Genomic DNA, 23,899 nt, shown 5'->3' on the forward strand with positions numbered 1-23,899 from the left:
TCACCTGTAACCAGGCGTGATGTAGATCGGGTTCGGGATGCACGGCCGGCCGTTGATGGCGCTGTCATATGCCGTGCCGTAGGGCGCAATCTGGCCGTTGGTGTAGTAGGTGCTCAGGTAGCCATGCCCGTTGTTGGCATAAAGCGGGCAGTTGTAGATGCCGCTGTTGTAGTTTCGGACCGTCTCGCGTGTCCGGCGCCGTTCGAAACGACGCAATGCCGCGCGTTTTCGCTCGAGGCATACACTGTCATAGCCTGAGAAGTCGCCGTCTCGATCATAGACCGAACATTGCTCGTAATCGCCACTGGTGAGCGATTGGGCCAGGGCCTGTGCAGGCACCATGAAAGCAGATGCGGCTATACCTGTGGCGATCACCGGAATCCATTGCATTGAAGTTCTCCCCTTGCCTCGATGGCAAGGGCCTAACTTCGACTGAATGTAACACGCCTGAATGAGGCTGTTGTCCTAGCGAAAGATTCCTGCCGGGCGGTTAGCCGCCGCTCTCCAGTGCCTTGTCTTCGTTCGCCCGTTTGAGGACATAGAGCCGCATGGCTTCGATCTGTTCGCGGTCAAACTGCTTGTTCCACGCCACCATGCCGTTCTGCGCCAGCAGGCCGTCATGCACGACCTGTTGCCACAGATCCTTCTTGCCGAGCGTGGAGCTGTGCCGCAGGTCCGGGTTGAGGCTGCCAGCCACCGCGCTGCTGCCATGGCAGACGCTGCAGCTGTTGGTGTAGAGCTTCTCGCCCAACGCGATCTGCTCTGGCGTGCCCTCCGGTGCCGGGGGATCGAGCACCAGCGCAGGCGTGGGCTTGAGCGGCGGCAGTTCACCATCGGCACCCAGCTTGAACACCAGCAGGCGACTGACATTGGGTGTGATCCCGCCCCCGAGAGCGCCGGCCGAAACGTCCCAAACACCACCCCAGCCGACCAGAACGGCGACATATTGCTCACCGTCAATGGCATAGGTCATGGGAGCCGCGAGTACGCCGGTCTGGGTTTCGAACGACCACAGCTGCTGGCCGGTATCGGCAGTATAGGCACGAAACTCACCGGTCGAGGTGCCCTGGAACACCAGGTTTCCGGCTGTCGCCAGCGTGCCGCCATTGGTAGGGCTGGGCTGGTCGACCTTCCAGCGGATCTCGCCGGCAACCGGATCGAATGCCACCAGCGCGCCGTTGAGGCTGGCCTTGATTGCTTCGCGCACACCCTTGTCGGCAGGGAAATTGCCGCCGCTCACGTCGAGACCGAGCTGGAACCCGGTTTCGCCCGGCTCCCAATCCGGATCATGCGCGTAGTACTGCGGGGTATTGTTGGTAGGGATGTACACCAGCCCAGTCTCAGGGCTGTAGCTCATCGGCGACCAGCTATGCGCGCCGACCGCACCCGGCACGCCGACAAAAGGCTTTCCGGTCAGCTCGTATTTCGCTTCCGGATTGACATCGGGCTTGCCAGTTTCGGGATCGAGCCCGCTGGCCCAGTTGATCCCTTCGACAAAGGGCTTGCCGGAGATGAACTCGCCACTGGCTGCATCGAGCACGTAGAAGAAGCCGTTCTTGGGCGCGTGCATCACCACGCGGCGCTCCTTGCCGTCGATCTCCAGATTGGTGACGGTAATCTGCTGGTTGGAATCGAAGTCCCAGCGGTCTTCCGGCGTCTCCTGGAAGTGCCAGGCATACTCGCCGGTATCCGGTTTCACCGCGACGATTGAGGCGGTGTAGAGGCTGTCGCCTGCGCCATCGGTATTGCGATAGGCCGGGTTCCACGGCTCGGCATTGGCAGTGCCGAAATAGACGAGGTCGGTCTCGGGATCATAGGTGATCGAATCCCACACGGTGCCGCCACCGCCCAGTTTCCACCATTCACCGGTCCAGGTCTCCGCCGCCTTCTCCATGGCTGCGTTCTCGAATCCGTCGGCCGGATTGCCGGGCACGGTATGGAACCGCCATAATTCCTCTCCGGTCTGCGCATCGAAGGAAGCAAGATAGCCGCGGGTAAAATACTCCGCCCCGGCCGACCCGATCAGCACCATGCCCTTGGCAATGCGAGGTGCACCCGTGATCGCCATCTGCGAGCCTTCGGGAATGGTCAGCTTGTCCCACACGACCTGGCCGGTGTCCTGGTCCAGCGCGACCAGGCGGCCGTCGAGTGTCGCAACGTAAACCTTGTCACCGTAAAGAGCCACGCCGCGGTTAACCGCGTCGCAGCACACCTCAACCAGCTTGCTGCGCGGCACCTCTGGGTCATATTCCCATTTGAGCGAACCGGTCCTGGCATCGTATGCCTTCACCTTGCTCCAAGCCGTGGTGATGTAGAGCGTGCCGTCGTGCATGAGCGGGGTCGCTTCCTGCCCGCGCGCGGTATCCAGATCTGCAGACCAGGCGAGGCCCAGTTCACCGACGTTCCCGGCATTGATCTGGTCAAGCGAAGAGAAGCGCTGTTCGGCATAGTCGCCGCCATAGGTCAGCCACTCTTCACCATTGCCCGCCGCGATCATGGCATCGGTAACGCCCTCCGTGGCGAGCTCCGATCGGGTGGGGCTGTTGTTGCAGCCAGCCAATGCAAGCACCGCAAGTGCGGCCACGGCAATGCGCTTCATCGATGTCTCTCCCTCGGCGCGATTCTATCAGTCGCGCTTTGCAACCGAACCTGCCGTGTTCCGAGCGACTTGTCTATTGCTGAAAGCGAACCGCTTTTGCTTGGCGTGCAAGGCTCCGCGCGCTAGCTTCGACCACAAGAAACCCTGGGGGAGGATCCATGTTCGAATTTCTGTTGGCGCTGCTGGTGCTTGTCATCGTCTTCCTGGCGATGGGCGTGCGCATCGTGCGGCAGGGCTATGTCTACACGCTTGAGCGGCTGGGCAAGTTCCACAAGGCGGCAGAGCCTGGCTTCCACCTGCTGATCCCGTTCTTCGATCGCGTCGGGCACAAGATCAACATGATGGAGCAGGTGCTCGATATCCCGGGGCAGGAGATCATCACTGCAGACAACGCCATGGTCGGCACCGACGCGGTGGTGTTCTTCCAGGTCCTGGATGCGGGCAAGGCAGCTTATGAGGTCTCCAACCTCTACAATGCGATCATGGCGCTCACGACCACCAACCTGCGCACAGTGATGGGCAGCATGGACCTCGACGAGACGCTGTCCAAGCGTGACGAAATCAACGCCCGCCTGCTCAGCGTGGTCGATCACGCTACCTCGCCCTGGGGGGTCAAGATCACTCGCGTCGAGATCAAGGATATCCGTCCGCCGGCGGACATCTCCGACGCCATGGCGCGGCAGATGAAAGCCGAGCGCCTGAAGCGCGCGGAGATCCTCGAGGCCGAAGGTGATCGGGCATCGGAAATCCTTCGCGCAGAAGGTGCCAAGCAAAGCGCTATCCTGCAGGCAGAAGGCCGGCGCGAAGCCGCTTTCCGGGATGCCGAAGCGCGCGAGCGCGAGGCTGAGGCAGAAGCCAAGGCAACCGAGGTTGTGACCGCTGCGATAGCCGACAGCGGGTCAACGGCCATCAATTACTTCGTGGCACAGAAATACACCGATGCCGTGGCCAAGTTCGCCACCAGCCCGAACGCCAAGACGATCCTGTTCCCGGTCGAAGCGACCCAGCTGATCGGCACGCTGGGCGGAATCGGCGAACTGGCAAAAGAAGCGCTTGGGGATGGCAGCGGATCGGGTGGCGGCAATCCGCCTTCCCCGTCGCGACCGAGCGTGCCGCGTAGCAGGGGGGCGTAATGGACTGGCTGGAATCGCTCGAGCCGCATTTCATCTGGCTCGCCATCGGGCTGTTCCTGGGGGCGGCGGAAATCCTCGTCCCGGGTGTGTTCCTGATCTGGTTGGCAGGAGCTGCGCTCATTACCGGGGCGCTCGCTTTCTTCCTCCCGATCGGCTTGCCTCTGCAGATCGTGATTTTCGCGGTGCTGGCGATTGTTGCGGTGTTCATGGGGCGCAACTACCTCAAGGCCCATCCGATCGAGGATGTTGATCCCAAGATGAACCGGAGGGGTGAGCGGCTGGTGGGCGAAACTGCATTGGTGGTGCAAGGCTTCGAAGGTGGCACCGGACGGATCAAGGTCGGCGACAGTGAATGGCTTGCGCGTGGCACAGACATGGAAGTCGGCGCGCGGGTCCGCATCACCGGGAGCGAAGGGGCCATTCTGCTGGTGGAGCCTGCCTAGGGCAAGCGATCAGGCCAGCGCTTCGTTGAAGCGCCCGTGCTTGCGATAGCGCACCATCCAGTCGTCGAGGAACAGGCCGAGTGGCTTGGGCTCGATGCCTAGCTCCTTGAATCCCTTGGCCTTGGCGCTCACCACATTGCCGGCCTTGAGCATGGCCCACTGGTCGCGCGTCATTGGCGTCAGCGGCAAAGTGGCAAAGGTGGCACTGGCGAAATCCGGCATCGGGAAGAAGCTGCGCGGGCGGCGCTGCGCCTCGGCGATGCGCTCATGGATTTCCATCATGTTGAGGACTTCCGGCCCGCCAAGCTCATATGTCTTGCCGCCATATGTGCCGGGATCGGCGAGGGCGATCGCGGCGGCCTCCGCCACGTCGTCGACATGGACCAGCTGCAGTTCCGCCTTCGGACCAAACACCGGTAGCGCAGGCAGAGCCTGGATCAGGCCGGCGAACATGTTGATGAAGCTATTGTCTTCGCCAAAGATGATTGACGGTCGCAGGATGGTCGCCTTCGGGAGTGTATCCAGGACCAGTTTCTCTCCCAGTCCTTTGCCCCGCGCATATTCCGTCGCTTCGTCAGCGTCCTCGCCAAGCTCGGCGCCGATGGCGCTGATGTGCACGAACCGGCTGATGCCTTGCGCTGCCGCCAGTTCGGCAATGCGTCCGGCGGCCTTGCCCATCAGTTCGACCTGGTCACCTTCGAAAGAGCCGACGAGATTGACGACAGCATCACTCCCTTGCAGGCATGCTTCTACGCTTTCCGCCTTGAGGATATTGCAGCGCGCGAACTGTAGCTGCCCGAGGTTCGCCAGCGGCTTGAGGGTATAGGCCTTCTCTGGGTGGCGGCTGGCGATACGCAGCCGGGCACCACGCGAAAGGAGCGCCTGGGCTACATGCCTGCCAAGGAATCCTGAACCACCGAAGACTGTAACGAGCTTGTTGGCGAGCGGGTTGATGGCAGGCATGGATCAGGTCCTATGGGTATTTGCGCTTTGCGAAACTGGTCATGGCCATGCCTTAACGTAGCGCGACTCGCAACCGTTCCGACGTAGCGATCTGCCGAGGTTCGATCTGGAGGTCTGATGCCCCATATTGCCGTTGACATGGCGGGCGACTCTTCGTAGTGGCCCGCCCCTACCCGCGGACCGGACAACGATGACCGGACCCGATGTGTGCCCAGATGGCGGAATTGGTAGACGCACCGTCTTCAGGTGGCGGCGCTCGCAAGGGCGTGGAGGTTCGAGTCCTCTTCTGGGCACCATTTATCTTAAAAAATATCGTAAAAACAAGAATTTGAGTGGAATGCGCAAATTCAGCCCACCTTCTGGGCCACCTCGACTCGTGCGCAGGCTTGGTCAGATATGAGCAGCCATGCGCTCGGCAATTGCGATCCGCACGCTTCCTGATAGCTTATGCGTTCCTCGGGGATTGTCGTTAGCCGGGGCATCGCGATGCTCTCTTTCAAGGAGACATCGTGATGAGGATTCTTTCAAAGCGCCAGCTGAAGGAGCTTGTCCTGTATTCACCTCAGCATATTGCGCGCCTGGAAAAGGCCGGCCAATTCCCCAAGCGGGTACAGCTTGGCCCTTGCAGGGTGGGATGGGTTGAGGATGAAGTTTTGGATTGGCTTCAGTCACGTCTGGATGGCCGCGAAGCGCCTGTCCGACACTCCTGATAAAGGAGCGGGTGGCCGGGATTGCAAGCCCGGTCACCCAACTTCAGTTCGAAGACAGATCGCGAAGGAGCGTGTATTATTGCACTAAGCACTTAAAATTCGTCGCCAAACATGGGAACAAGCAACCAACCAAACAAAAAAGCCGGATATCACCGAAGAATGCTCCTCGACAACAAGACCCACGGCAAGGTTGCAGACGAACTTCGCAGGAGTATCGAACCAGAATCGAAGCTCGCGATCCTGACCGGGCTTTTCACCGTGTTTGGCTTTGCCGCCCTGAAGGGCGAGCTTTCCAAGATCGAAAATCTTAGGCTTCTGCTTGCAGATGGCGAAGCCACCTTGCCGATACGCCTTGCAGGCAATTCAGACGAGATTGGTCTCAAGAACGAGCTAAACCTTCAGCACATCGCTGCTGAATGTGCGCAGTGGGTCCGGAAGAAAGCTGAAGTGCGCTCTTTGTCTGGCGCTCCAATCCGTCAAAACCTGTTCCACGTCAGCCAACCTGACGGAGACGCGGTGGCTATCTCTGGAACGTCCGACCTGACTGCGCCAGGGCTTGGCACAGTGCAGTCCAGTGCCTTTGCCATGAATACCGTTGCGACTGATCGCGCCGCTGCCCAACAACTGATCGACTGGTTCGATACAATCTGGAACGATCCTACCGCGATCATTCAGGCGAAAGAGACGCTGCTACAAGCGCTCGAAAACCTCGCGGCTGATAAGCCTGCGAACCTTCTATATTTCCTTACCCTCTTCACGATCTTTCGAGATTTTCTCGATGACATCGATGAGGACAGCATCATCCGGTCGAAGACGGGGATCAAGGACACAATCGTATGGAACAAACTCTACAAGTTCCAACGCGACGGCGTACTCGGTGCGATCGACAAGCTCGAAAAGCACAACGGCTGCATCATTGCTGACAGCGTCGGTCTTGGTAAGACATTCGAAGCGCTTGCTATCATCAAGTACTATGAGCTCCGCAATGATCGCGTCCTGGTGCTCGCGCCAAAGAAGCTTCGCGAAAACTGGACTGTGTACACGATCAACGACAAGCGAAACGTACTCGCGGGCGATCGCTTCAACTTCGACGTACTCAATCACACCGACCTCAGCCGTGAGACCGGTAAGTCAGGCGAGATCAATCTCGAAACCTTGAATTGGGGCAATTACGACCTCGTTGTGATCGATGAGTCGCACAACTTTAGAAATAACAATCCCAGAGCCGATGGCGTAACCCGTTACCAACGCCTTATGGAAGAGGTGATCCGCAAAGGCGTGAAGACCAAGGTCCTCATGCTTTCTGCCACTCCCGTCAACAATCGCCTCAATGATCTGAAGAACCAAGTCGCCTTCATCACTGAAGGCCAGGACAAAGCGTTTGCTGAATCCGGAATCGCCAGCATCGAAGTGACACTTCGGCGGGCGCAGACCCAATTCAACAATTGGCTGAAATTGCCCGAAGCGGAACGCAAGCCTGAGGCTTTGCTGGAAAGCCTAAACTTTGGCTACTTCAAGCTTCTCGACCTTCTTACGATCGCTCGCTCGCGACGACATATCGAGAAGTACTATGACATCTCGGAGATCGGCAAGTTCCCTGAACGCCTAAAGCCGCAAAACGTCAAAGCTGACATCGACAAGGCTGGTGCGTTCCCGCCCCTCAAAGATATCAATCGCTCTATCAAGAAGCTCTCGCTAGCAGCCTACGCACCACTCGATTACCTAAGGAGCGACAAGCAGGAAGAATATAGCCGCAAGTACGACCAACAGGTCAAAGGCGGCAAATCCACGCTCAAGCAAGTCGATCGAGAGCGCAGCCTGATCCACCTGATGCGCGTCAATATGCTCAAGCGCATGGAAAGCTCGATCCATTCCTTCGCTCTCACCACTGAGAAAGTTCACGCACAGGTTGAGGCGATGCTGGAGAAGATCGAAGCGCTTGAAAGCGAAGAGATCGAAGAGTTGAGCATCGAGGAAATCGAAGCCGATTCTCCTGAGCTTGAGGACCTCATGATTGGCCGCAAGGTCAAAGTGCTCATTCAAGACTTGGACCTTGTTCGGCTCAAGCAGGACCTGGAAGCTGACAGGGTCTTGCTAGCCTATCTCCTCGAAGAAGCTCGCCAGGTTGAAGCCGACGATGACGCCAAACTGCAAGCCCTGAAAGACACGATCTCAGCCAAGCTCAAAAACCCGATCAACGATGGAAACAGGAAGGTAATCGTCTTCACCGCGTTCTCGGACACGGCGGAATACCTCTACTCTCACATTCACGATTGGGCGTTGCAGCAGTTTGGATTGCACAGTGCGTTGATCACAGGTTCCGGTACCAACAAATGCACGATCAAGGTATTGGGCCGCGACCTGAACTCTCTCCTTACGAACTTCTCACCGATCTCGAAGGAGCGTGAGAAGGTCGATCCTGATGCGACCGATGAGATCGATATCCTAATCGCCACGGACTGCATTTCCGAAGGTCAGAACCTTCAGGATTGCGACATGCTGGTGAACTACGACATTCACTGGAACCCAGTGCGGATCATCCAGCGCTTTGGTCGTGTCGATCGCTTGGGCTCTCGCAATGGCGCTATCCAGCTGACCAACTTCTGGCCGAATATGGAGCTGGACGAGTATATCAATCTGGAAGCTCGCGTGAGCGGACGCATGGTGTTGCTCGATATCTCTGCCACCGGCGAAGAGAACGTCATCGAGTATGACGAGACCAAGCAGATGAATGATCTCGAATACCGCCGGAAGCAGATGCAGCAGCTTCAGGATGCGGTGATCGACCTTGAGGATATGGATGGCAGCGTTTCCATCACCGACATGACGCTGAACGATTTCCGCATGGACCTCTCTAGCTTCATGAAGGACAATCTCGCCACCTTGGAAGGCGCACCTACCGGCTTTCACGCAGCCATCACCGCTAGCACGCCGGAGGCGGTTCCTGGCGCGATCTTCTGCCTCCGCGACGTGAAGGCTAAAGTGCAGAACGAGGATAGCTATGCCCTCGCTCCCTACTATCTCGTCTATGTCTCCGAGACAGGCGAGATCGTCTTTAATCATCTCCAGGCGAAGAAGAGCCTGGACCTCTTCAAGAAGCTCGCTGCGACCACGGCTGAGCTCGACGAAGCGGCCATAACTGCGGTCCAGGCCGAAACGAAGAAGGGCCGCGACATGAGCCACTATTGCGAGCTTCGTGACAAGGCGATCGAGAGCATTGTCGGCAAGACGGAAGAGAAAGGCGTCGAGAGCCTATTCACACGCGGCGGTACGAGCCTCACCAAGGATCATCTCAAAGGGAGCGATGACTTCGAGGTTGTGAGCTTTCTGATCGTCAAAGCCGCATCATGATCGAGACACTCTTTGCCAGCATGGAAATCCCGGAGGCCTGCTTGCTCGACAAGCCGGTCTACAAGAAGATGTTCCTCGATAATGCCGAGCTGGACCAGACTGACAAAAAGGCGCTGAGCGAAGATGTCGATCGCATCCGCTGGCGCTACACGTTGAAGCCCGAGACGATCAATATTCGCCCGTTCCAGGACGATACGCACGACTATCCCGAAGTCGCAATCCTCTCGATCGAGCTCAGCCGCCCAAACAGGGCGCGGCGTATCGCCGGGTTCATGCATCGGGCTATTCCCTACCCGTTGATCCTTGTGTTCGAGCATGAGGGCAAGCTGAGCATCGCGGTCGCTGAAAAGCGTATCAACCAGGCAGATAAGTCCAAGATGGTAATCCTTGATCGATGGCAGACCGAGTGGTTCGATCCAAAGCGCGCCAATGCCCCGATCTCCGCCTTTCTCAAGGCGATCGCATTGCATCGATTGCCGGGAACCAACTTCTACGCTCTTTATGAAGCTTTACAGGCGCAAATCATCCAGTTGATTGCCAGCGAGCGCACTGGCGCATTTGCTCCGGTGCCGATCGAGGTCTCGAAGGCTCATGCCGAGGCACTCAAGGAAATTGACGGATTGGAACGCGAGATTGCCGAGCTAAAGTCCACGCTGAAGGCCGAACGACAGATGGGGCGGAAAATCTCTCTCAACAGCCAAATCAGGGAGCGAAAGGATGCTATACTTGCACTTGAAGCTCGCCTAAGGCTTAATGATTAGAAATCAAGAAGATAGACTATGGAAAAAGTAACTCTGGAAGACGGGCAAAGCGCCGACATCGCTGCTGGGAATATCGAAAAGCTCAAAGAGCTTTTTCCGGACGCCTTTAAAGAAGGTGCGGTCGATTTTGAGGTGCTTCGCCAGTTACTTGGCGACGCTTCGGTTTTGGTGGAGGGTGAAGAGAAATTTGGCCTTAACTGGCCCGGCAAGAAGAGGGCGCGGCAAATCGCCCTAACTCCAAGCATGGGCACATTGCTTCCGTGTCCCGATTCGAGCAAGAATTGGGAGCAGACAAAGAATCTCTTTATTGAAGGGGATAACCTGGAAGTCCTGAAGCTTCTTCAGAAATCATACACTGGTAAAGTGAAAATGATTTACATCGATCCGCCTTACAACACAGGAAGAGAGTTTATATATCCTGATAAATTTCAGGATAACCTTGAGACATATCTAAAGTATTCTGGGCAAATTGACAGCGAGGGAATGAAGTTTTCTTCTAACACGGAGACGGGTGGGCGAAAGCATTCCAATTGGCTCACGATGATGTACCCCAGGCTCAAGTTGGCGAAGTCCTTCTTGCGGAAGGATGGGGCAATTTTTGTTTCCATTGATGACAATGAGGTCGCCAACCTCCGCGCGATCATGGACGATATATTTGGTGAAGAGAATTTCATCAGCCAGATAATTTGGAAGAAAACCGAGAACATTAAAATGGACTCGCGCTTCTTATCTCAAAATAAAGACTATGTACTTTGCTATCGAGCAAGTGCTGATTTGACCGAATTTGAAAAGCAGCAATCAGATATTGCGCGATTCAATTTGGAAGATGAAAAAGGGAAATATTACCTTCGGAAATTGGATAGTAAGAGTGCGGCCTACAGGAAGACGCTGGACTATGTAATAGAGCATGATGGTGTCAGCTACTACGCTGGGGGCTCGTTCGAAGATTGGGAGAGGAGAAAGCGTGGCGAAGTTGGGGGCTTTGCTCCTCGTTGGCTGTGGTCGGAAGAGAAGTTCAAGAAGGGCCTTGAAGACGGAGAGATAGTTTTCAAGAACGGAAATGTTTACAACAAGGTGCGCTATGATGGGGTCGCGAAGAAGCCTCACGTAGACATGCAAACGCTCGTCTCAGGTCAGACCGCTCAGAAAGAGCTAGACCAACTTTTTGGGAAGAGGATGTTTGATCACCCGAAGCCTCCGCAACTTGTCGAATGGTTGATGAGTCTGCTGCCAACTGACGAAGACGACATAATCTTAGACTTCTTCGCTGGCTCCTCAACAACTGCACATGCAGTTCTACAGGCGAATGCGAAGGACGGTGGCACCAGGCGCTACATCATGGTGCAGCTGCCTGAAAGCATTGATGAAGGGCATGACGCAGCTCGTGCCGGAATGACGAATATAGCACAGCTAAGTCGGAAACGTATCGAGTTGGCCGTAGACAAGATCGCGCGCGAATTTTCTGATGAGATTGCTAGGCGCAAGCAGCCTTTAGATACGGGCTTTAAGGTTCTCAAACTTGCTCAATCCAATATTCGAATTTGGAATCCTGATCGAACTGACCTGGAGGAGTCCCTCCTTGGTCATCAGGAGCACTTGATCGAAGGCCGAAACGAGCGGGACTTACTCTATGAGCTACTCTTGAAGAGAGGTGTTGATCTAACGACGCCTGTTGAAACGAGGACTATCAAAGGAAAGCCAATTCACAGCGTCGGATTTGGCGTACTATTCGCTTGTTTGGCGGAGTCGATCACTTCGGGTCAGGTCGATGAATTGGCGCAAGGTATCATCGATTGGCACAAAGAGCTGGAGCCGGAGACAGACACACATGTGTTCTTCCGCGACAGCGCTTTTGAGGACGACATCGCCAAGACTAATCTGGCTGCCATCCTAGAGCAGAACGGCATAACTCATGTTCGTAGCCTGTAACCTGACCGAGTATGCCTGAGATGAAACTCCACTTCGAAGACGATCTCGATTACCAGCAGGCTGCTATCGCCTCGGTTGTCGAGCTGTTCAAAGGCCAGGAAATCTCCCGGTCCGAGTTCACCGTTACCTATCGCCCGGAAAGCGGCCCACAGGCCACTCTGGGGCTTGTGGAGAGCGATCTGGGCGTTGGCAATCGCCTACAGCTCATCGATGAAGAGCTGCTTGAGAACCTAGCTGAGGTCCAGCTTGGGAATGGCCTTTCGCAGGACAAAGTACTCCAGTCCGGTGACTTCACTGTCGAGATGGAGACCGGGACCGGAAAGACCTACGTTTATCTCCGCACCATCTTTGAGCTGAACAAGGAATATGGCTTCACCAAATTCGTGATCGTCGTGCCCTCGGTCGCGATCAAGGAAGGCACCTACAAAACGCTCGAAATCACCCGCGACCACTTCGAGAACCTCTACCCCAAAGCGAAGGGGTACGAGTACTTCCTCTACGACTCCTCGAAGCTAGGTCAGGTGCGCAACTTCGCCACCAGCTCAACGATCCAGATCATGGTCACCACCGTTGGCGCGATCAACAAGAAGGACGTCAACAACCTCTACAAAGAGAGTGAGAACACTGGCGGCGAAAAGCCGATCGACCTGATCAAAGCCACCAATCCGATCATCATCGTCGATGAGCCGCAAAGCGTAGATGGCGGTCTCAAAGGTGCCGGTAAGACAGCTCTTGCAGCGATGAACCCGCTTTGCACGCTTCGCTATTCAGCGACCCACGTCGACAAGCACCACATGGTCTATCGCCTGGATGCGGTGGACGCCTATGAGCGCGGCCTGGTGAAGCAAATCGAAGTCGCTTCGCTCGAAATCGAAGGCGGGCACAACAAACCCTATGTGAAGCTGCTTTCAACGCACAACAGGCAGGGATCGATCACGGCCAAAGTCGAGCTCGATATCGCCAGCGGCAAGGATGTGAAGCGCAAGATTTTGACCGTCGAAGACGGAGACGATCTGGAGCAGCTCACGGGCCGAGCCATCTACGAGAATATGCAGATTGGGACGATCACGGTTGGTCCCGAAGAGACGATCGAGCTCAAGGGTCCGGGTCTCGACAAGACCCTCAAGCCGGGAATGTCGCATGGCGGCGTCGATCCCGATGAACAGAAGCGGCTCATGATCCGTCGCACGATCAAGGAGCATTTGGATAAGGAACTGCGCTTCAAGGAGACTGGGCGCCCGATCAAGGTGCTTAGCCTGTTCTTCATCGACAGCGTTGAGCACTACCGGAAATATGACGACGACGGGAATGTGCTGAAAGGCAAATACGCCGAGATGTTCGAAGAGGAATATCGTCGGCTCGCCAAGCTGCCTGACTACCAAACACTGTTTGCCAGCATCGATCTGGATGAAGAGGTTGAAGAGCTCCACAACGGTTATTTCTCGATCGACAAGAAAGGTGGCTGGACCGACACCGCCGAGAACAATCAGACTAACCGCGACAACGCTGAGCGTGCCTACAACCTCATCATGAAGGACAAGGAGAAGCTGCTCAGCTTCGATACCAAGCTGAAGTTCATCTTCTCCCACTCCGCCCTGCGTGAGGGTTGGGACAACCCGAATGTCTTCCAGATTTGTACGCTGCGCGACATGGGCACTGAACGAGAGCGCCGCCAGACGATCGGACGCGGATTGCGCTTGTGCGTAGACCAATCAGGCCAGCGACTACGTGGCAATGATGTGAACACGCTGACCGTTGTGGCGACTGAGAGCTACGAGGAGTTCGCCAAGAACCTTCAGAGCGAGATTGAGAAAGATACTGGCATCAAATTCGGCATCGTCGAGCCTCACCAATTCGCCGCAATTCAAGTCAAAGGTGAAGACGGCGAAGCCAAGCCTCTGGGTGCAGATGCGTCTGAGAAGCTCTGGCAACACCTTAAGCAAGCCGAACTGATCGATAGCAAGGGCCGCGTCCAGGACAGCCTCAAGGCTGCACTCAAGGACGGCACTTTAGAGCTTCCAGATGAATTCGCAGAGCAGGCCGACGAGATCAAGGCGATCCTTAAGAAGCTTGCGGGGCGTCTCGACATCAAGAACGCGGACGAGCGCAAAATCATCCGCACCCGCGAGGCCGTGCTCCAGAGTCCTGAGTTCAAAGCCCTGTGGGACCGGATCAAGCACAAGACGACCTATCGGGTCGAATTCGACAATGTGAAGCTGATCGAAGACTGCTCAATCGCCATTCGAGATAGCGAACCGATTACCAAGACGCGCGCCCGTTTCCGCAAGGCCGGGATCGAGATCGGCAAAGGCGGCGTCGAGGCCAAGGATGGCGATGTCGGCAATTATACGACGATCAATGAAGACGACATCGACCTGCCTGACATCATTACTGAGCTCCAAGATCGCACTCAGCTGACCCGCAAGAGCATCGTGGACATTCTGATCAAGAGCGACAGGTTGCCCGATTTCAAACGCAACCCGCAGCAGTTCATCGATCAAGCTGCCGAGGCGATCATTCGCACCAAGCGCTTGGCATTGGTCGATGGCATCAAGTACCGACGCATCGGAGACGATCACTTCTATTGCCAAGAGCTGTTCGAACAGGAAGAGCTCAAGAGCTACATGAAGAATGCGGTGAAGGCCGAAAAATCCGTTTTTGAGTACGTGGTCTACGATTCTGAAGGCACCGAAAAATCCTTCGCAGAAGACCTCGAAAGCAATGAGGCTGTGAAGGTCTACGCGAAGCTCCCGGCGTGGTTCAAAATCCCGACTCCGCTTGGCACCTACAATCCCGACTGGGCAGTTCTGGTTGAGCAAGATGGCGAGGAAAAGCTCTTCTTTGTCGTCGAGACTAAGAGCAGCAGCTGGTGGGATGACCTACGTCATCAAGAAGGTGCTAAGATCAAATGCGGAGAGAAGCACTTCAGGGCGATCGAGGCGGAATCGAACCCCGCAAAGTTCATCAAGGCGACCTCCGTTGATGGGGTCATGAAGCACGTTTGAATGGGGATCGCTGTATCCCCATCTGGTCCCGTTTCCGATCCCCATCCATAGCATCGCATGGCTCACCATAGTGAGTTTCTAGGTGATGGGGATCGCCCACGACTTCAGAATATCCCCTCACTCATTATTGAATTCGCGGGCGGGGATATTCCCGAAACTGTAAGAGATTACACGGAAATCTCTTGACCCCTGAAAGGAGCCTTCTCAATCTCTCTTCCTGTCTTTGAACAGGTGTAAGGGGGATATGATGGAGCTTCTCTTCAAGAGAGAACAAACAACCGGAAACGTTGGACGGGTTAACTTCAAACTTTGGGGCAAGCTCGAAGTCACAGAAGACGAACAGGCCCTGATCAATCGCTACCGCTTCGATGAATCCATTTTGATCGGAGCTGATGACCGCCATCTACTTCGAGGTGCCATCAAGCTGGGCGCGATTGTATTTGTGGTCGCCGCTTTGCTCCTCACTTATCTTGCCGATAGCGGAATGCTTGGACTGATCGGAGGCCTCGCTGCCGGTGGTGGCGCGGGCTACTGGCATATGAACGAGAAACGCGAGACGATTTTTGTGAAAGACCTCCTGCATGGCAGGAATTTCAAGTGTGACAGCGTCGTTGAGCTCGCCAAGAAAGAGGCCTGGCTTGAAGGGGCCTGCGAGATGTTCCGCCAGGTCATGGAAAGCGCAAAACATTGGGACGGCGTTGAACGCCATACGATCGAGCCGCTGCCGAAGGAGCTTGCGCGAGAAATGATCCTCAGGGCTTTCTGATATGGTCTGGCGCGTCGGAGCGCGGGTTCATTCCTTGGTGCATGGACTGTTCAAGCCCAGCGAGGCGGAATTGGTGCGCCAGCTCTTCATGGAGCTCGAAGGCCAATTCCGCCAACTCGGCCTCTCGGACGATGTCGGCAGGCAGCGTCTCATCGGCGCGGTCGCGGACGATGTATGCGCGCGGCTTGGCATTCCGCAATTTCATTTTGAGCACAGTGTAGTTCGGACATTTGTCGATCGCATTTTCGACTACGAAAGGATGTTGGTACTGCCGGAGGTCGATTGGGACCGCGAACGGACGATCGCTGAGCTTTGGGATATACGCGAAGAGCTGTCGCGCCAGCGCGGATTCCTTGATGATTTCGACGAGAAGATTTCTCTCATCACCATCGCCAGCGCAGCTATCCTCGAACCGCTGCTATCGTCTTGCCCCGCATTGCTGGAAGACACTGATGAGCAAGATGGGATTCGGATTCCGACTGACCTGTTGCGAAGTCTTGGGAACCTAGCCGAGGTCACACAAGCGATGCTTGGGGTGGGCTTTGCGGAAGAGTTATCGGAACAAGCTCTTTTCACCCGCCTACGTGATCGCCTTGAGCGCAATGTCGTTGCTGCTTCAGGCGGCAATCCGGCCGATCCCGCTAGCTTCAACCGGGCCCCAAAAATGCCCGAGCAGTTTGATGCAAAGTCACCCGAGCAGCTGATTTCGACTTATCTCGGCGGGACGCCATTGCTGGACCTATTTGATCAGGCGCTTGCCTTCACCATCCCTACGAAAGCACGCTTTGAACATCATCACATTATTGCCGGTTCCGGTCATGGCAAAACCCAGACGCTGCAATATCTGATCGCTCAAGACTTGGCTGCAATGGAGCAGGAGAAGCGTTCGATCGTGGTGCTCGATAGCCAGGGCGATTTAATCCGCAACATCGCCCAGCTTGCCGCATTTTCTCCAGGCGGTGCTCTGCATGACCGGCTTGTCCTGATCGATCCAACCGACGTTGAATATCCGGTATCGCTCAACCTGTTCGATGTCGGTCAGGAACGCCTCTCCGGCTACGCTCCACTTGAGCGAGAGAGGCTGACCAACTCTATCCTAGAGCTCTACGACTTTGTGCTTGGCACGCTGCTCGACGCGCAGATGACGCAGAAGCAGAACGTCATCTTTCGCTACGTGACCAGATTGATGCTCCACATCCCGGATGCCACCATTCACACACTGCGGGAGTTGATGGAGCCTGGAAGTGAGGTGAAGTTCGCTGAGCATATTGCCAAACTGCAAGGAACCGCGAAGCACTTCTTCGAAACCGAGTTTGCCTCCCGAGAATTCGAGCAAACCAAAAAGCAAGTTCTCAGGCGACTATGGGGCATCCTCGAAAATCAGACCTTCGAGCGCATGTTCTCGCACCCGCGCTCCAAGCTCGACCTCTTCAAAGAAATGAATGCGGGAAAGGTGATCCTGATCAATACCGCCAAGGATCTCCTGAAGGAGCAAGGAACCGAGATATTCGGCCGCTTCTTCATCGCCATGATCGCGCAGGCAGCGCAGGAACGCGCTACGCTGAAAGGTGGCGAGCGAGTTCCAACAATGGTCTATGTCGATGAAGCGCAGGACTATTTCGATCGAAACATCGGACTGATCCTGGCTCAGGCGCGCAAGTACAATGTCGGGATGGTGCTTGCTCACCAATATCTCGGGCAGCTTGAGCCCAAGCTTCAAGAAGCTTTTTCGGCCAACACCGCGATCAAATTTGCCGGCGGTGTTTCAGCGAAAGATGCCAGGGCTCTCGCACCCATGCTCTATACCGACGCCGCCTTCATCGAGGCCCAAGGCAAAGGCAGCTTCGCCGCGCACATCCGGGGGCACACCAAGGGCGCAGTGCCTCTTTCTTTTCCATTCGGATACCTTGAAGATTTGCCACGAATGTCAGCTACGCAGCGCAATGAGCTGCGGCACCAAATGCGATGTCGATACGCTGAACATCATTCGGTTGTTGGAACCGACGAAACGCAGCGTGATCGGGAGTCCGAGGAACCCGCGTCTGATGAAGTCAGTCCCAGCAATGCCACCACCGAAGACGGTAATTCGGATGATGGCCAGAAGCAGAAGCCCGGTGATTCTGCCCCGGGCCATGTGGACACGGACCCAGGCGATGACTGGTAAGTCACGATGTGGGCGCTGAAGGAGCACCTTCAATGATTGAGACACTAAACAGCAATGCTGGTGTGGCTAGTGTGATCCTCACGCTAGGACTCCTCACTGTCACCGGCTTCTATGCTTGGACAACGCATCTTCTCTTCAAAGAGGCTCGGGCGACAAGGATGCTGGCGAGCCAGCCCAGAGTGGTCGCTTACCTCAGGCCAAACGAGGTTCATGCAAATATTGTGCAGCTCTGTATTGCCAACCTTTCTTCCGCAGCCGCAGTCAATGTCACGGCAAAGATTGAACAACTCACGGATTGGCCGAGCGAGTTCTATTTGGAGGACTCGAAGGTCCTTCGCGACATATCCTTTCTGAGGCCAAATGAAGTTCTAAAGTTTGATCTTGGGATGGGCCCCGACCTCTTCCGGGACAAGAAGGGAGCAGAATTCGAAATCACGATCGACTATGCCAGCTTGGATGAGAAAGCTCATCGGTTTGCTGACAATCTTAATATTGAGAGTGTCGAAGGGTTTTCGAGCTTCCAAATCTATTCGATTGATGATGTTGCCCGAAGGCTGAAGGAAATCTCTGACACGATCCGGAAGTGGAGCGCATTCAAGCAGTTGAGAGTCGAGGTGTCTGATTCACACGACCGACTATCGCGGTTGGATAGATTAGAGATAGCCAAGGCCAGGGTTGCTGAGCGACGGGAGAGGCGTTTGAGAAAGAACAAACCAAAGAGCCGAGGTGGCATCCTATCTCGCAGGTGAGGTTCCTAGGCTGAGCCGTCAATCATCAGTCAGCCAACAGCCCATTACTGGCTCCGTGTCCGTCTGAGCTTTTTCGAGAAATCCTGGTTTGAACATCCGTTCTCATAATTCTTGATTGCATCACATGTTGGAAAATGCCGCACGGTTACAGCCATCCAAAATCCGCATAAGTGATCTGCCCCGAAGCAGCGAGGGCATATCATGGATCAACGACAAACCGTCAGCAGTAGGCGCAATCGTCTCAGGCCAACATCCACCGGAAAACGGGTCAGCGCACAGGACCGCGATCTCCTCTGGTTCGCAAAGCTTGCCGAACACGGCCCGTTGCCGACATCATTCCTGCTCGAATACAGCCGCCATACTCACAAGTCCGAAAAGCGCGCGAAGGAGCGCCTAACCGACCTCTTCAATGAAGCAAACACGCCGCACCACGGACCCTACCTCACGCGACCGCTTCAGCAGTTTCGGACTATCGATAGCCGCCATAATCAGTTGGTTTATGATCTGGGCCTGCCAGCAATTGCTGCACTTGAAAATTGCAGCTCAATTGGGTGCCGAAGTCATTCGGGGCCTTGGCTCCATCGCTTCATGTTGGCTTGCGTCACCGCCTCGATAGAGCTCGCCTGCCGCCAAAGGCATGACATAAAGTACATTCCACAGAGTATGATCCTGGCGAGAGCCGAGGTCGACTTACGTTGGCCAACCAAAATTACTGATCCAAAGTCGGGCGCGACCTTCGTCAAAGACCTTATCCCCGATGCCGTGTTCGGGCTCGAATACCATTCCGGTGAGAGCCGCAAATTTCGCTTCTTTGTGGTCGAAGTCGATCGGGCCACTGAACCCGCCACATCGAGCAATTTCCACCGCAAAAGCTTTGAGCGACATTTGCTTCAATACGCCGAATACATCGAAGGCGGAGGATATCGGGAGCATCTCAACCTGACTGCGCCAATGTTGGTCCTGAATGTAACGACCAATCTTTCTCGGCGTACACGGATGCAAGAGGTGCTCGACGAAATCTATCCGGCAGGCAATGCGTATCAGTTGTTTCAAACCTGGGATGCTTTCGGGCCAGTCTTTTGCCCGCCGAGGCCCAATCCAGCCCTGTTGATTGGCGATTGGGCTCGGGCGGGCTATCAAGCATTGAGATTGGATGAGAAATGAGAGGCAGGTAGAAAATGACAGCTTTGTCGAAGTTTTCTCCAGGCGCTCACAAGAAGCTCGGCCTCTCGCACATCTCAGACGTCTTCCCGACAAATCTCTTCTACGTCATTCGAGGCCGCAACGCTTGGCACTCGACCTGGGTCACGCACTATTTTGCTGAGTGTATGCATGACAGCATTCGGACTGCAAAAGACCGCGCTGAGAAATGGCGTGAGCAAGGTTCGGTTTTCACCATCCGAGAGCAACCAGCCTTAGCTTTCCGCTCAAAGCAAGGGCTCGTTCTCATAACTGAAATCAACACACAGTTGCCACTCGGCAGGTGGATCAAGGATTACCAGAAGGAAGATTCAGAATTCGGTTTGAATCAGGACTATTGCCGCCTCGAGCGATTTTTCTCGAAAGGGCGAACCATTGGCTCTTTCGTTAAGGCTCTAAAGGACAAGAGTGTTTTTCCTGACCATCTGCCTGCCTTATCGAAGAATGTCTTCGTGCTTGTTGGTCCTGATCCAAATGCTTTGGACAAGTCCCGGAACCCCAGGCTGAAACTTTGGAAATCGATGAGCTCTGGGGCCAACTACTATTTGGGATGGCGAGAGCATGGCTCCGATATCAGTGGAAAGGCTGTCAGGCGGATCGCGAATGCGCTTGCGGACCGCGTAAGCGAACAAAAGAGCCAAGCATAAGCTTGGCTCTTGCGAGGGTTAGTAACCCTCTTGCGTCTTCAGCTTGGAAAACGCGATCGGTTCAAAGAACAGGTCGCATTCGATGCGCGGAATCTCGCCACCGAGCTTCAGGCTCTCAAGCTCGCTGATCGACACATATCCCCACTCGTCAGCCACCAGTCCGGTGACAAAGCCAAAGGCGATATCTTGGCCATCATACTCAGTGAGATACCAAGTGCCTCCGCCGAAAGCATGGAACAGCTTGCAGTGGATGATGGGGTCGCTCCGCCCTTCTTGACTGCGAAGCGGGTGGTTTTTGAGTCGCTTGGCGACCTCGCTGCGAATATCCATCGCACACTCCTTTTTAGGGCACTGGCGGGATTGCCAATGCTTCCCCCAGTGTGCGGGCGACCTGGCATTGGCGCATGGAGGCGAACAGCGCCCAAAAGGTCACAAATTGAGGATTGGCTTAAAGCAAAATCAGCCCAACAATTGCGGCTGATTGGGAGCGCGAACTGGCCATCAAAGGGCAGGCTTTTGGGCTGATTTGCTGCTCTACGAAACGGCTAACCAAGGGCAGCTGCTAACGTTGTAGATGAGCCCCGCATAACCTTCTCAGTCATGGACAGAGCTTCAAACAATACCGTGTTGCGCGGTTCGTTGTCGTAGAACTTTTCTCGCTGCGGCAACCAGGGTGTCAGCTCCGGGTACCGGGCTACCAGCGCTTCGGCTTCTGCGTATTTGTTGACGAACTCATGCGCCCGGTTTGTGGGAACCAGGAGAATATTAGCCTCGTAGGTCGCGTCATGAATCACCCCAATGAGAGCCTTTGCCTTCGGACCTTTGCGGCAATGTCGATCAAGCTTTTCCGTGACGACAACATTCGGACGATGGTCGCACAGGAGACTAATCGTCAACAGACGCATCTTGGAGTCAGACTGATAGCCTGAAGTTGCGATTTGCCAGTGGCTGAGCTTGCCCTGGTCGAGTACTACCACGCCGATCCTACGATATGCGACTGCAAAGCCGAGATACCTAAGCGCCCTCATAAGGTGATGGCGTCATTCCAGTAACGCGCGCCTTGATCCGCTTCAAAGTGGCGTCCCGATTGAAAGTCGCCACGCGGTTGCGCCGCTCAGCTGGCAGTGACGGAAGCTGGGTTTGAAGCTTCATCTTGCCGCTCTCCATGAGCTCAGAGAACAAGCTTTCAAAGGAGCGGCCATAGATGAGCGATAGCTCGCAAATCTGTGGTAAGCTCGGAAGCTTTCGACCCAGTTCAAGCGCGGTGATTTCTTTACGACCTGTCCCCAGGAGGTGCGCGACATCCTCTGAGGTGAGGCCCGCCTTGCGCCGCGCGAGACGCAAGTCTTGGGCAAATTGTCTGGACATATTGTGTTGGCTTAATGCTGCTAAAGCTGCATCAGCTTAGGTCACTCGCTCCTGCCGCTCCAGGAGGCACAATGTCCCCAGTTTATCCGCTTTGACTGCCTTTCGAGTATCTTGCACCCAAGTACGATGGCAGAGCTCCGTTTGCCGGAAAGGTGAAACCTTTCCGGTTGGCTTGCCATCGCACTTAGGTGGTCATCAAGAGAACTACCGTCCTTCTTCCCTAGGGGCAGGATAGCGGGCATCCAGCACCCAATGCTAGACAGCCAAAACGCTCCCCAAGGCCACTTCTGACCGTCCACCTTGATTCTATCTCGCAAGCTGGCCAGGCGGCAAGCGCGCCCATCAAGAGGCGCAGCTGACCGCCTGGAGGCCAGCGCTCGCGCCACCTTACAATTCGGTCATGCTAAATTCGCTCACCATGATTGGCGATGCCTTTAAGCGGACACAGCGTTTGCCGTTTGGGTTGCTTCAGCGCGATCGGCTGCATCATTGCTACATTATCGGACAGACCGGCACCGGCAAGACTACGCTCCTTCAGAGGATGATACTTCAGGATGTGACAGCCGCGCGCGGAGTGTGTCTGATCGATCCACACGGAGACCTTGCTGAAACACTCGCCAATCGGCTCGTTGATCGCGTCATTCACTGGCGTGTCGCCGATCCCGCCAGTCCATATGGCTACAATCCGATCACTCGGGTTGGCGCAATACATCGACCGCTTGTGGCTTCAGGTCTAATCGACAGCCTCAAGAAGCAGTGGGCTGACAGTTGGGGCGCCCGCATGGAGCACCTGCTTCGCTACGCGCTGCTCGCGCTGCTAGAGTTGCCAGAGGCAGACCTGCGCGACGTTGTGCGCCTCTATGTCGATCGAGAATTTCGCAGGGTCGTAATTGCCCGCGTGACCGATCCTCAGGTCCGTCGCTTCTGGACCGAAGAGCTGCCCAAGATGAATTACATGACCTCCATCGACGGTGTTGCCCCGATCGCCAACAAGTTGGGAGCATTTCTTGCGCACCCAGTTGTTCGTCGAGCCGTTTGCGAACCAGATAAGCCGCTGCGATTTCGGCGGATCATGGACCGAGGACACATTCTGATCGTCAATCTGGCAAAGGGCGAACTTGGGACTGACAATGCCAATGTCCTTGGCGGCCTATTGATCACGAATCTTATGAACGCCGCGCTTACCAGGCACGATCTGCGTGAACGCAATCGCCGCCCATTTTTCCTCTATGTCGACGAGTTTCACAACTTTACGACATCAGCATTCGCTGAGTTGCTCCCAGAAGCTCGCAAGTACGGACTAGGGCTAACCCTTGCGCATCAGCACCGCTCACAAATGGATGGCAGTGTTGCGGATGCTGTCATCGGCAACTGCGGAACGCTCCTGTGCTTTCGCTTGGGGGCAACCGACGCAGCACTCTTCTCTCGACAGCTTATCGACGTGCCCGCTGAGGCCTTGGTGAGGCTCCCAAACTATCGTGGTTTTGCACAGCTCCTGATCCAAGGGCAAAAGTCTCCGGCGTTCAGCTTTGAAACCAGTGCAATTTCATAGCCGGGATAGGAGATAAGGATGCCTCGAAGAAGACGCATTGAGATTGAGAGGAATGAGCTGGTCGCTCGGATAATCAGCTACAACCGGAGCTATTACATATCGCGAAACGAGATCGACTATCGAAAGGTAGGAGATGAAGCGATCCTGGAAATTGCAGGTACGGTTGAGGCTATCGGCAAGAAGCATAAGAAACTAATCGGCGCTCCCTTTGAGGCCACCCTTATCTGCGCTTGCGAGTATAGCGCAGAGCAGCCTCTATCGGCGACCGCTTCGCCTAGGCTCTTTGGAGTGACCCTCAAAGGCGGTAAGGCTTCGATATTGGTCTATCTACCGATGGAGCCATTTTGGGCATTGCCGTCGATGATCGCATCAAAAGAGATCACGCATATCGAAGCGATCTACGGCAAGCCGCATTACGGTGATGCGGACCTCGATAGCCTTCATTTTGCAAGCTCAACAAAGTTCGATGAAATACGACAGTAAGCTCCGTCAAAAGGCACCTTAGGCGCGCATCTTGATGACTAGGACTCGAATCCTCTCGGCGTAAGCTAGAGGAATG

Annotated in this window: 20 protein-coding genes and 1 tRNA gene; 15 read left to right on the forward strand and 6 right to left on the reverse strand. The window is 55.4% G+C overall.

Annotated features, from left to right (window positions below; all coding sequences use genetic code 11):
- Both QPW08_RS13340 and QPW08_RS13345 read right to left on the reverse strand, forming a co-directional pair.
- On the reverse strand, nt 1-390 hold the full coding sequence (locus QPW08_RS13340) for a hypothetical protein (protein WP_284126403.1): 390 nt from the start codon (nt 388-390) through the stop codon (nt 1-3).
- A 100-nt stretch (nt 391-490) separates the two neighbouring features.
- Entirely contained in the window at nt 491-2,599 is a 2,109-nt protein-coding gene (locus tag QPW08_RS13345; RefSeq protein WP_284126404.1) for a PQQ-dependent dehydrogenase, methanol/ethanol family, read from the reverse strand.
- A gap of 158 nt (nt 2,600-2,757) precedes the next feature.
- Between QPW08_RS13345 and QPW08_RS13350 the strand changes: the two genes are divergently transcribed.
- Together QPW08_RS13350 and QPW08_RS13355 are read left to right on the forward strand one after the other, a co-directional pair.
- Nucleotides 2,758-3,732, forward strand: a complete 975-nt coding sequence (locus QPW08_RS13350; RefSeq protein ID WP_284126405.1) for an SPFH domain-containing protein — start codon at nt 2,758-2,760, stop codon at nt 3,730-3,732.
- Nucleotides 3,732-4,175, forward strand: a complete 444-nt coding sequence (locus QPW08_RS13355; protein WP_284126406.1) for an NfeD family protein — start codon at nt 3,732-3,734, stop codon at nt 4,173-4,175. The genes QPW08_RS13350 and QPW08_RS13355 overlap by 1 nt, the downstream gene beginning before the upstream one ends.
- 9 nt (nt 4,176-4,184) lie before the next feature.
- Here the strand turns inward: QPW08_RS13355 and QPW08_RS13360 are convergent, their stop codons facing one another.
- Nucleotides 4,185-5,138, reverse strand: a complete 954-nt coding sequence (locus tag QPW08_RS13360; protein ID WP_284126407.1) for a complex I NDUFA9 subunit family protein — start codon at nt 5,136-5,138, stop codon at nt 4,185-4,187.
- A gap of 209 nt (nt 5,139-5,347) precedes the next feature.
- Between QPW08_RS13360 and QPW08_RS13365 the strand changes: the two genes are divergently transcribed.
- The 11 genes from QPW08_RS13365 (at nt 5,348) to QPW08_RS13410 (ending at nt 20,420) form a co-directional block, all read left to right on the forward strand.
- A tRNA-Leu gene (locus tag QPW08_RS13365) sits at nt 5,348-5,434 on the forward strand.
- Nucleotides 5,435-5,650: 216 nt separating this feature from the next.
- Nucleotides 5,651-5,848 (forward strand): helix-turn-helix transcriptional regulator, encoded by a 198-nt coding sequence (locus QPW08_RS14745; protein WP_407674576.1) that lies wholly within the window; start codon nt 5,651-5,653, stop codon nt 5,846-5,848.
- A 111-nt stretch (nt 5,849-5,959) separates the two neighbouring features.
- Complete coding sequence (locus QPW08_RS13370) at nt 5,960-9,199, forward strand: helicase-related protein (protein WP_284126408.1); 3,240 nt, start codon at nt 5,960-5,962, stop codon at nt 9,197-9,199.
- Nucleotides 9,200-9,219: 20 nt separating this feature from the next.
- The gene (locus QPW08_RS13375; protein ID WP_284126666.1) at nt 9,220-9,960 is read left to right on the forward strand and encodes a DUF4391 domain-containing protein; all 741 of its coding nucleotides are present in this window, start codon (nt 9,220-9,222) and stop codon (nt 9,958-9,960) included.
- Nucleotides 9,961-9,978: 18 nt separating this feature from the next.
- Complete coding sequence (locus QPW08_RS13380) at nt 9,979-11,889, forward strand: site-specific DNA-methyltransferase (RefSeq protein WP_284126409.1); 1,911 nt, start codon at nt 9,979-9,981, stop codon at nt 11,887-11,889.
- A 20-nt stretch (nt 11,890-11,909) separates the two neighbouring features.
- Nucleotides 11,910-14,894, forward strand: a complete 2,985-nt coding sequence (locus QPW08_RS13385) for a type III restriction-modification system endonuclease (RefSeq protein ID WP_284126410.1) — start codon at nt 11,910-11,912, stop codon at nt 14,892-14,894.
- Between the two features lie 244 nt (nt 14,895-15,138).
- Nucleotides 15,139-15,660, forward strand: coding sequence for a hypothetical protein (locus QPW08_RS13390; RefSeq protein ID WP_284126411.1), 522 nt, complete (start codon nt 15,139-15,141; stop codon nt 15,658-15,660).
- Between the two features lies 1 nt (nt 15,661).
- Nucleotides 15,662-17,824, forward strand: a complete 2,163-nt coding sequence (locus QPW08_RS13395) for a type IV secretory system conjugative DNA transfer family protein (RefSeq protein WP_284126412.1) — start codon at nt 15,662-15,664, stop codon at nt 17,822-17,824.
- Nucleotides 17,825-17,856: 32 nt separating this feature from the next.
- Complete coding sequence (locus tag QPW08_RS13400; RefSeq protein WP_284126413.1) at nt 17,857-18,573, forward strand: hypothetical protein; 717 nt, start codon at nt 17,857-17,859, stop codon at nt 18,571-18,573.
- Between the two features lie 201 nt (nt 18,574-18,774).
- Nucleotides 18,775-19,737 (forward strand): replication-relaxation family protein, encoded by a 963-nt coding sequence (locus tag QPW08_RS13405; RefSeq protein ID WP_284126414.1) that lies wholly within the window; start codon nt 18,775-18,777, stop codon nt 19,735-19,737.
- A 14-nt stretch (nt 19,738-19,751) separates the two neighbouring features.
- A complete protein-coding gene (locus tag QPW08_RS13410; protein WP_284126415.1) occupies nt 19,752-20,420 on the forward strand; it encodes a hypothetical protein in 669 nt (222 codons plus the stop codon).
- Between the two features lie 18 nt (nt 20,421-20,438).
- On the opposite strand, the gene QPW08_RS13415 is transcribed toward QPW08_RS13410, so the two are convergent.
- From QPW08_RS13415 to QPW08_RS13425, 3 genes are all read right to left on the reverse strand, one after another.
- Nucleotides 20,439-20,750, reverse strand: a complete 312-nt coding sequence (locus QPW08_RS13415) for a DUF2958 domain-containing protein (RefSeq protein WP_284126416.1) — start codon at nt 20,748-20,750, stop codon at nt 20,439-20,441.
- Between the two features lie 215 nt (nt 20,751-20,965).
- Entirely contained in the window at nt 20,966-21,397 is a 432-nt protein-coding gene (locus tag QPW08_RS13420; protein ID WP_284126417.1) for a hypothetical protein, read from the reverse strand.
- 37 nt (nt 21,398-21,434) lie between these two features.
- A complete protein-coding gene (locus tag QPW08_RS13425; protein ID WP_284126418.1) occupies nt 21,435-21,788 on the reverse strand; it encodes a helix-turn-helix transcriptional regulator in 354 nt (117 codons plus the stop codon).
- A 418-nt stretch (nt 21,789-22,206) separates the two neighbouring features.
- On the opposite strand from QPW08_RS13425, the gene QPW08_RS13430 reads away from it, so the two are divergent.
- Both QPW08_RS13430 and QPW08_RS13435 read left to right on the forward strand, forming a co-directional pair.
- The gene (locus QPW08_RS13430) at nt 22,207-23,340 is read left to right on the forward strand and encodes a type IV secretory system conjugative DNA transfer family protein (protein ID WP_284126419.1); all 1,134 of its coding nucleotides are present in this window, start codon (nt 22,207-22,209) and stop codon (nt 23,338-23,340) included.
- 18 nt (nt 23,341-23,358) lie between these two features.
- Nucleotides 23,359-23,823 (forward strand): hypothetical protein, encoded by a 465-nt coding sequence (locus tag QPW08_RS13435; protein WP_284126420.1) that lies wholly within the window; start codon nt 23,359-23,361, stop codon nt 23,821-23,823.
- Nucleotides 23,824-23,899 lie beyond the last annotated feature (76 nt).

Origin of the sequence: Parerythrobacter aestuarii (genome assembly GCF_030140925.1) — a bacterium.
GTDB lineage: Bacteria > Pseudomonadota > Alphaproteobacteria > Sphingomonadales > Sphingomonadaceae > Parerythrobacter > Parerythrobacter aestuarii.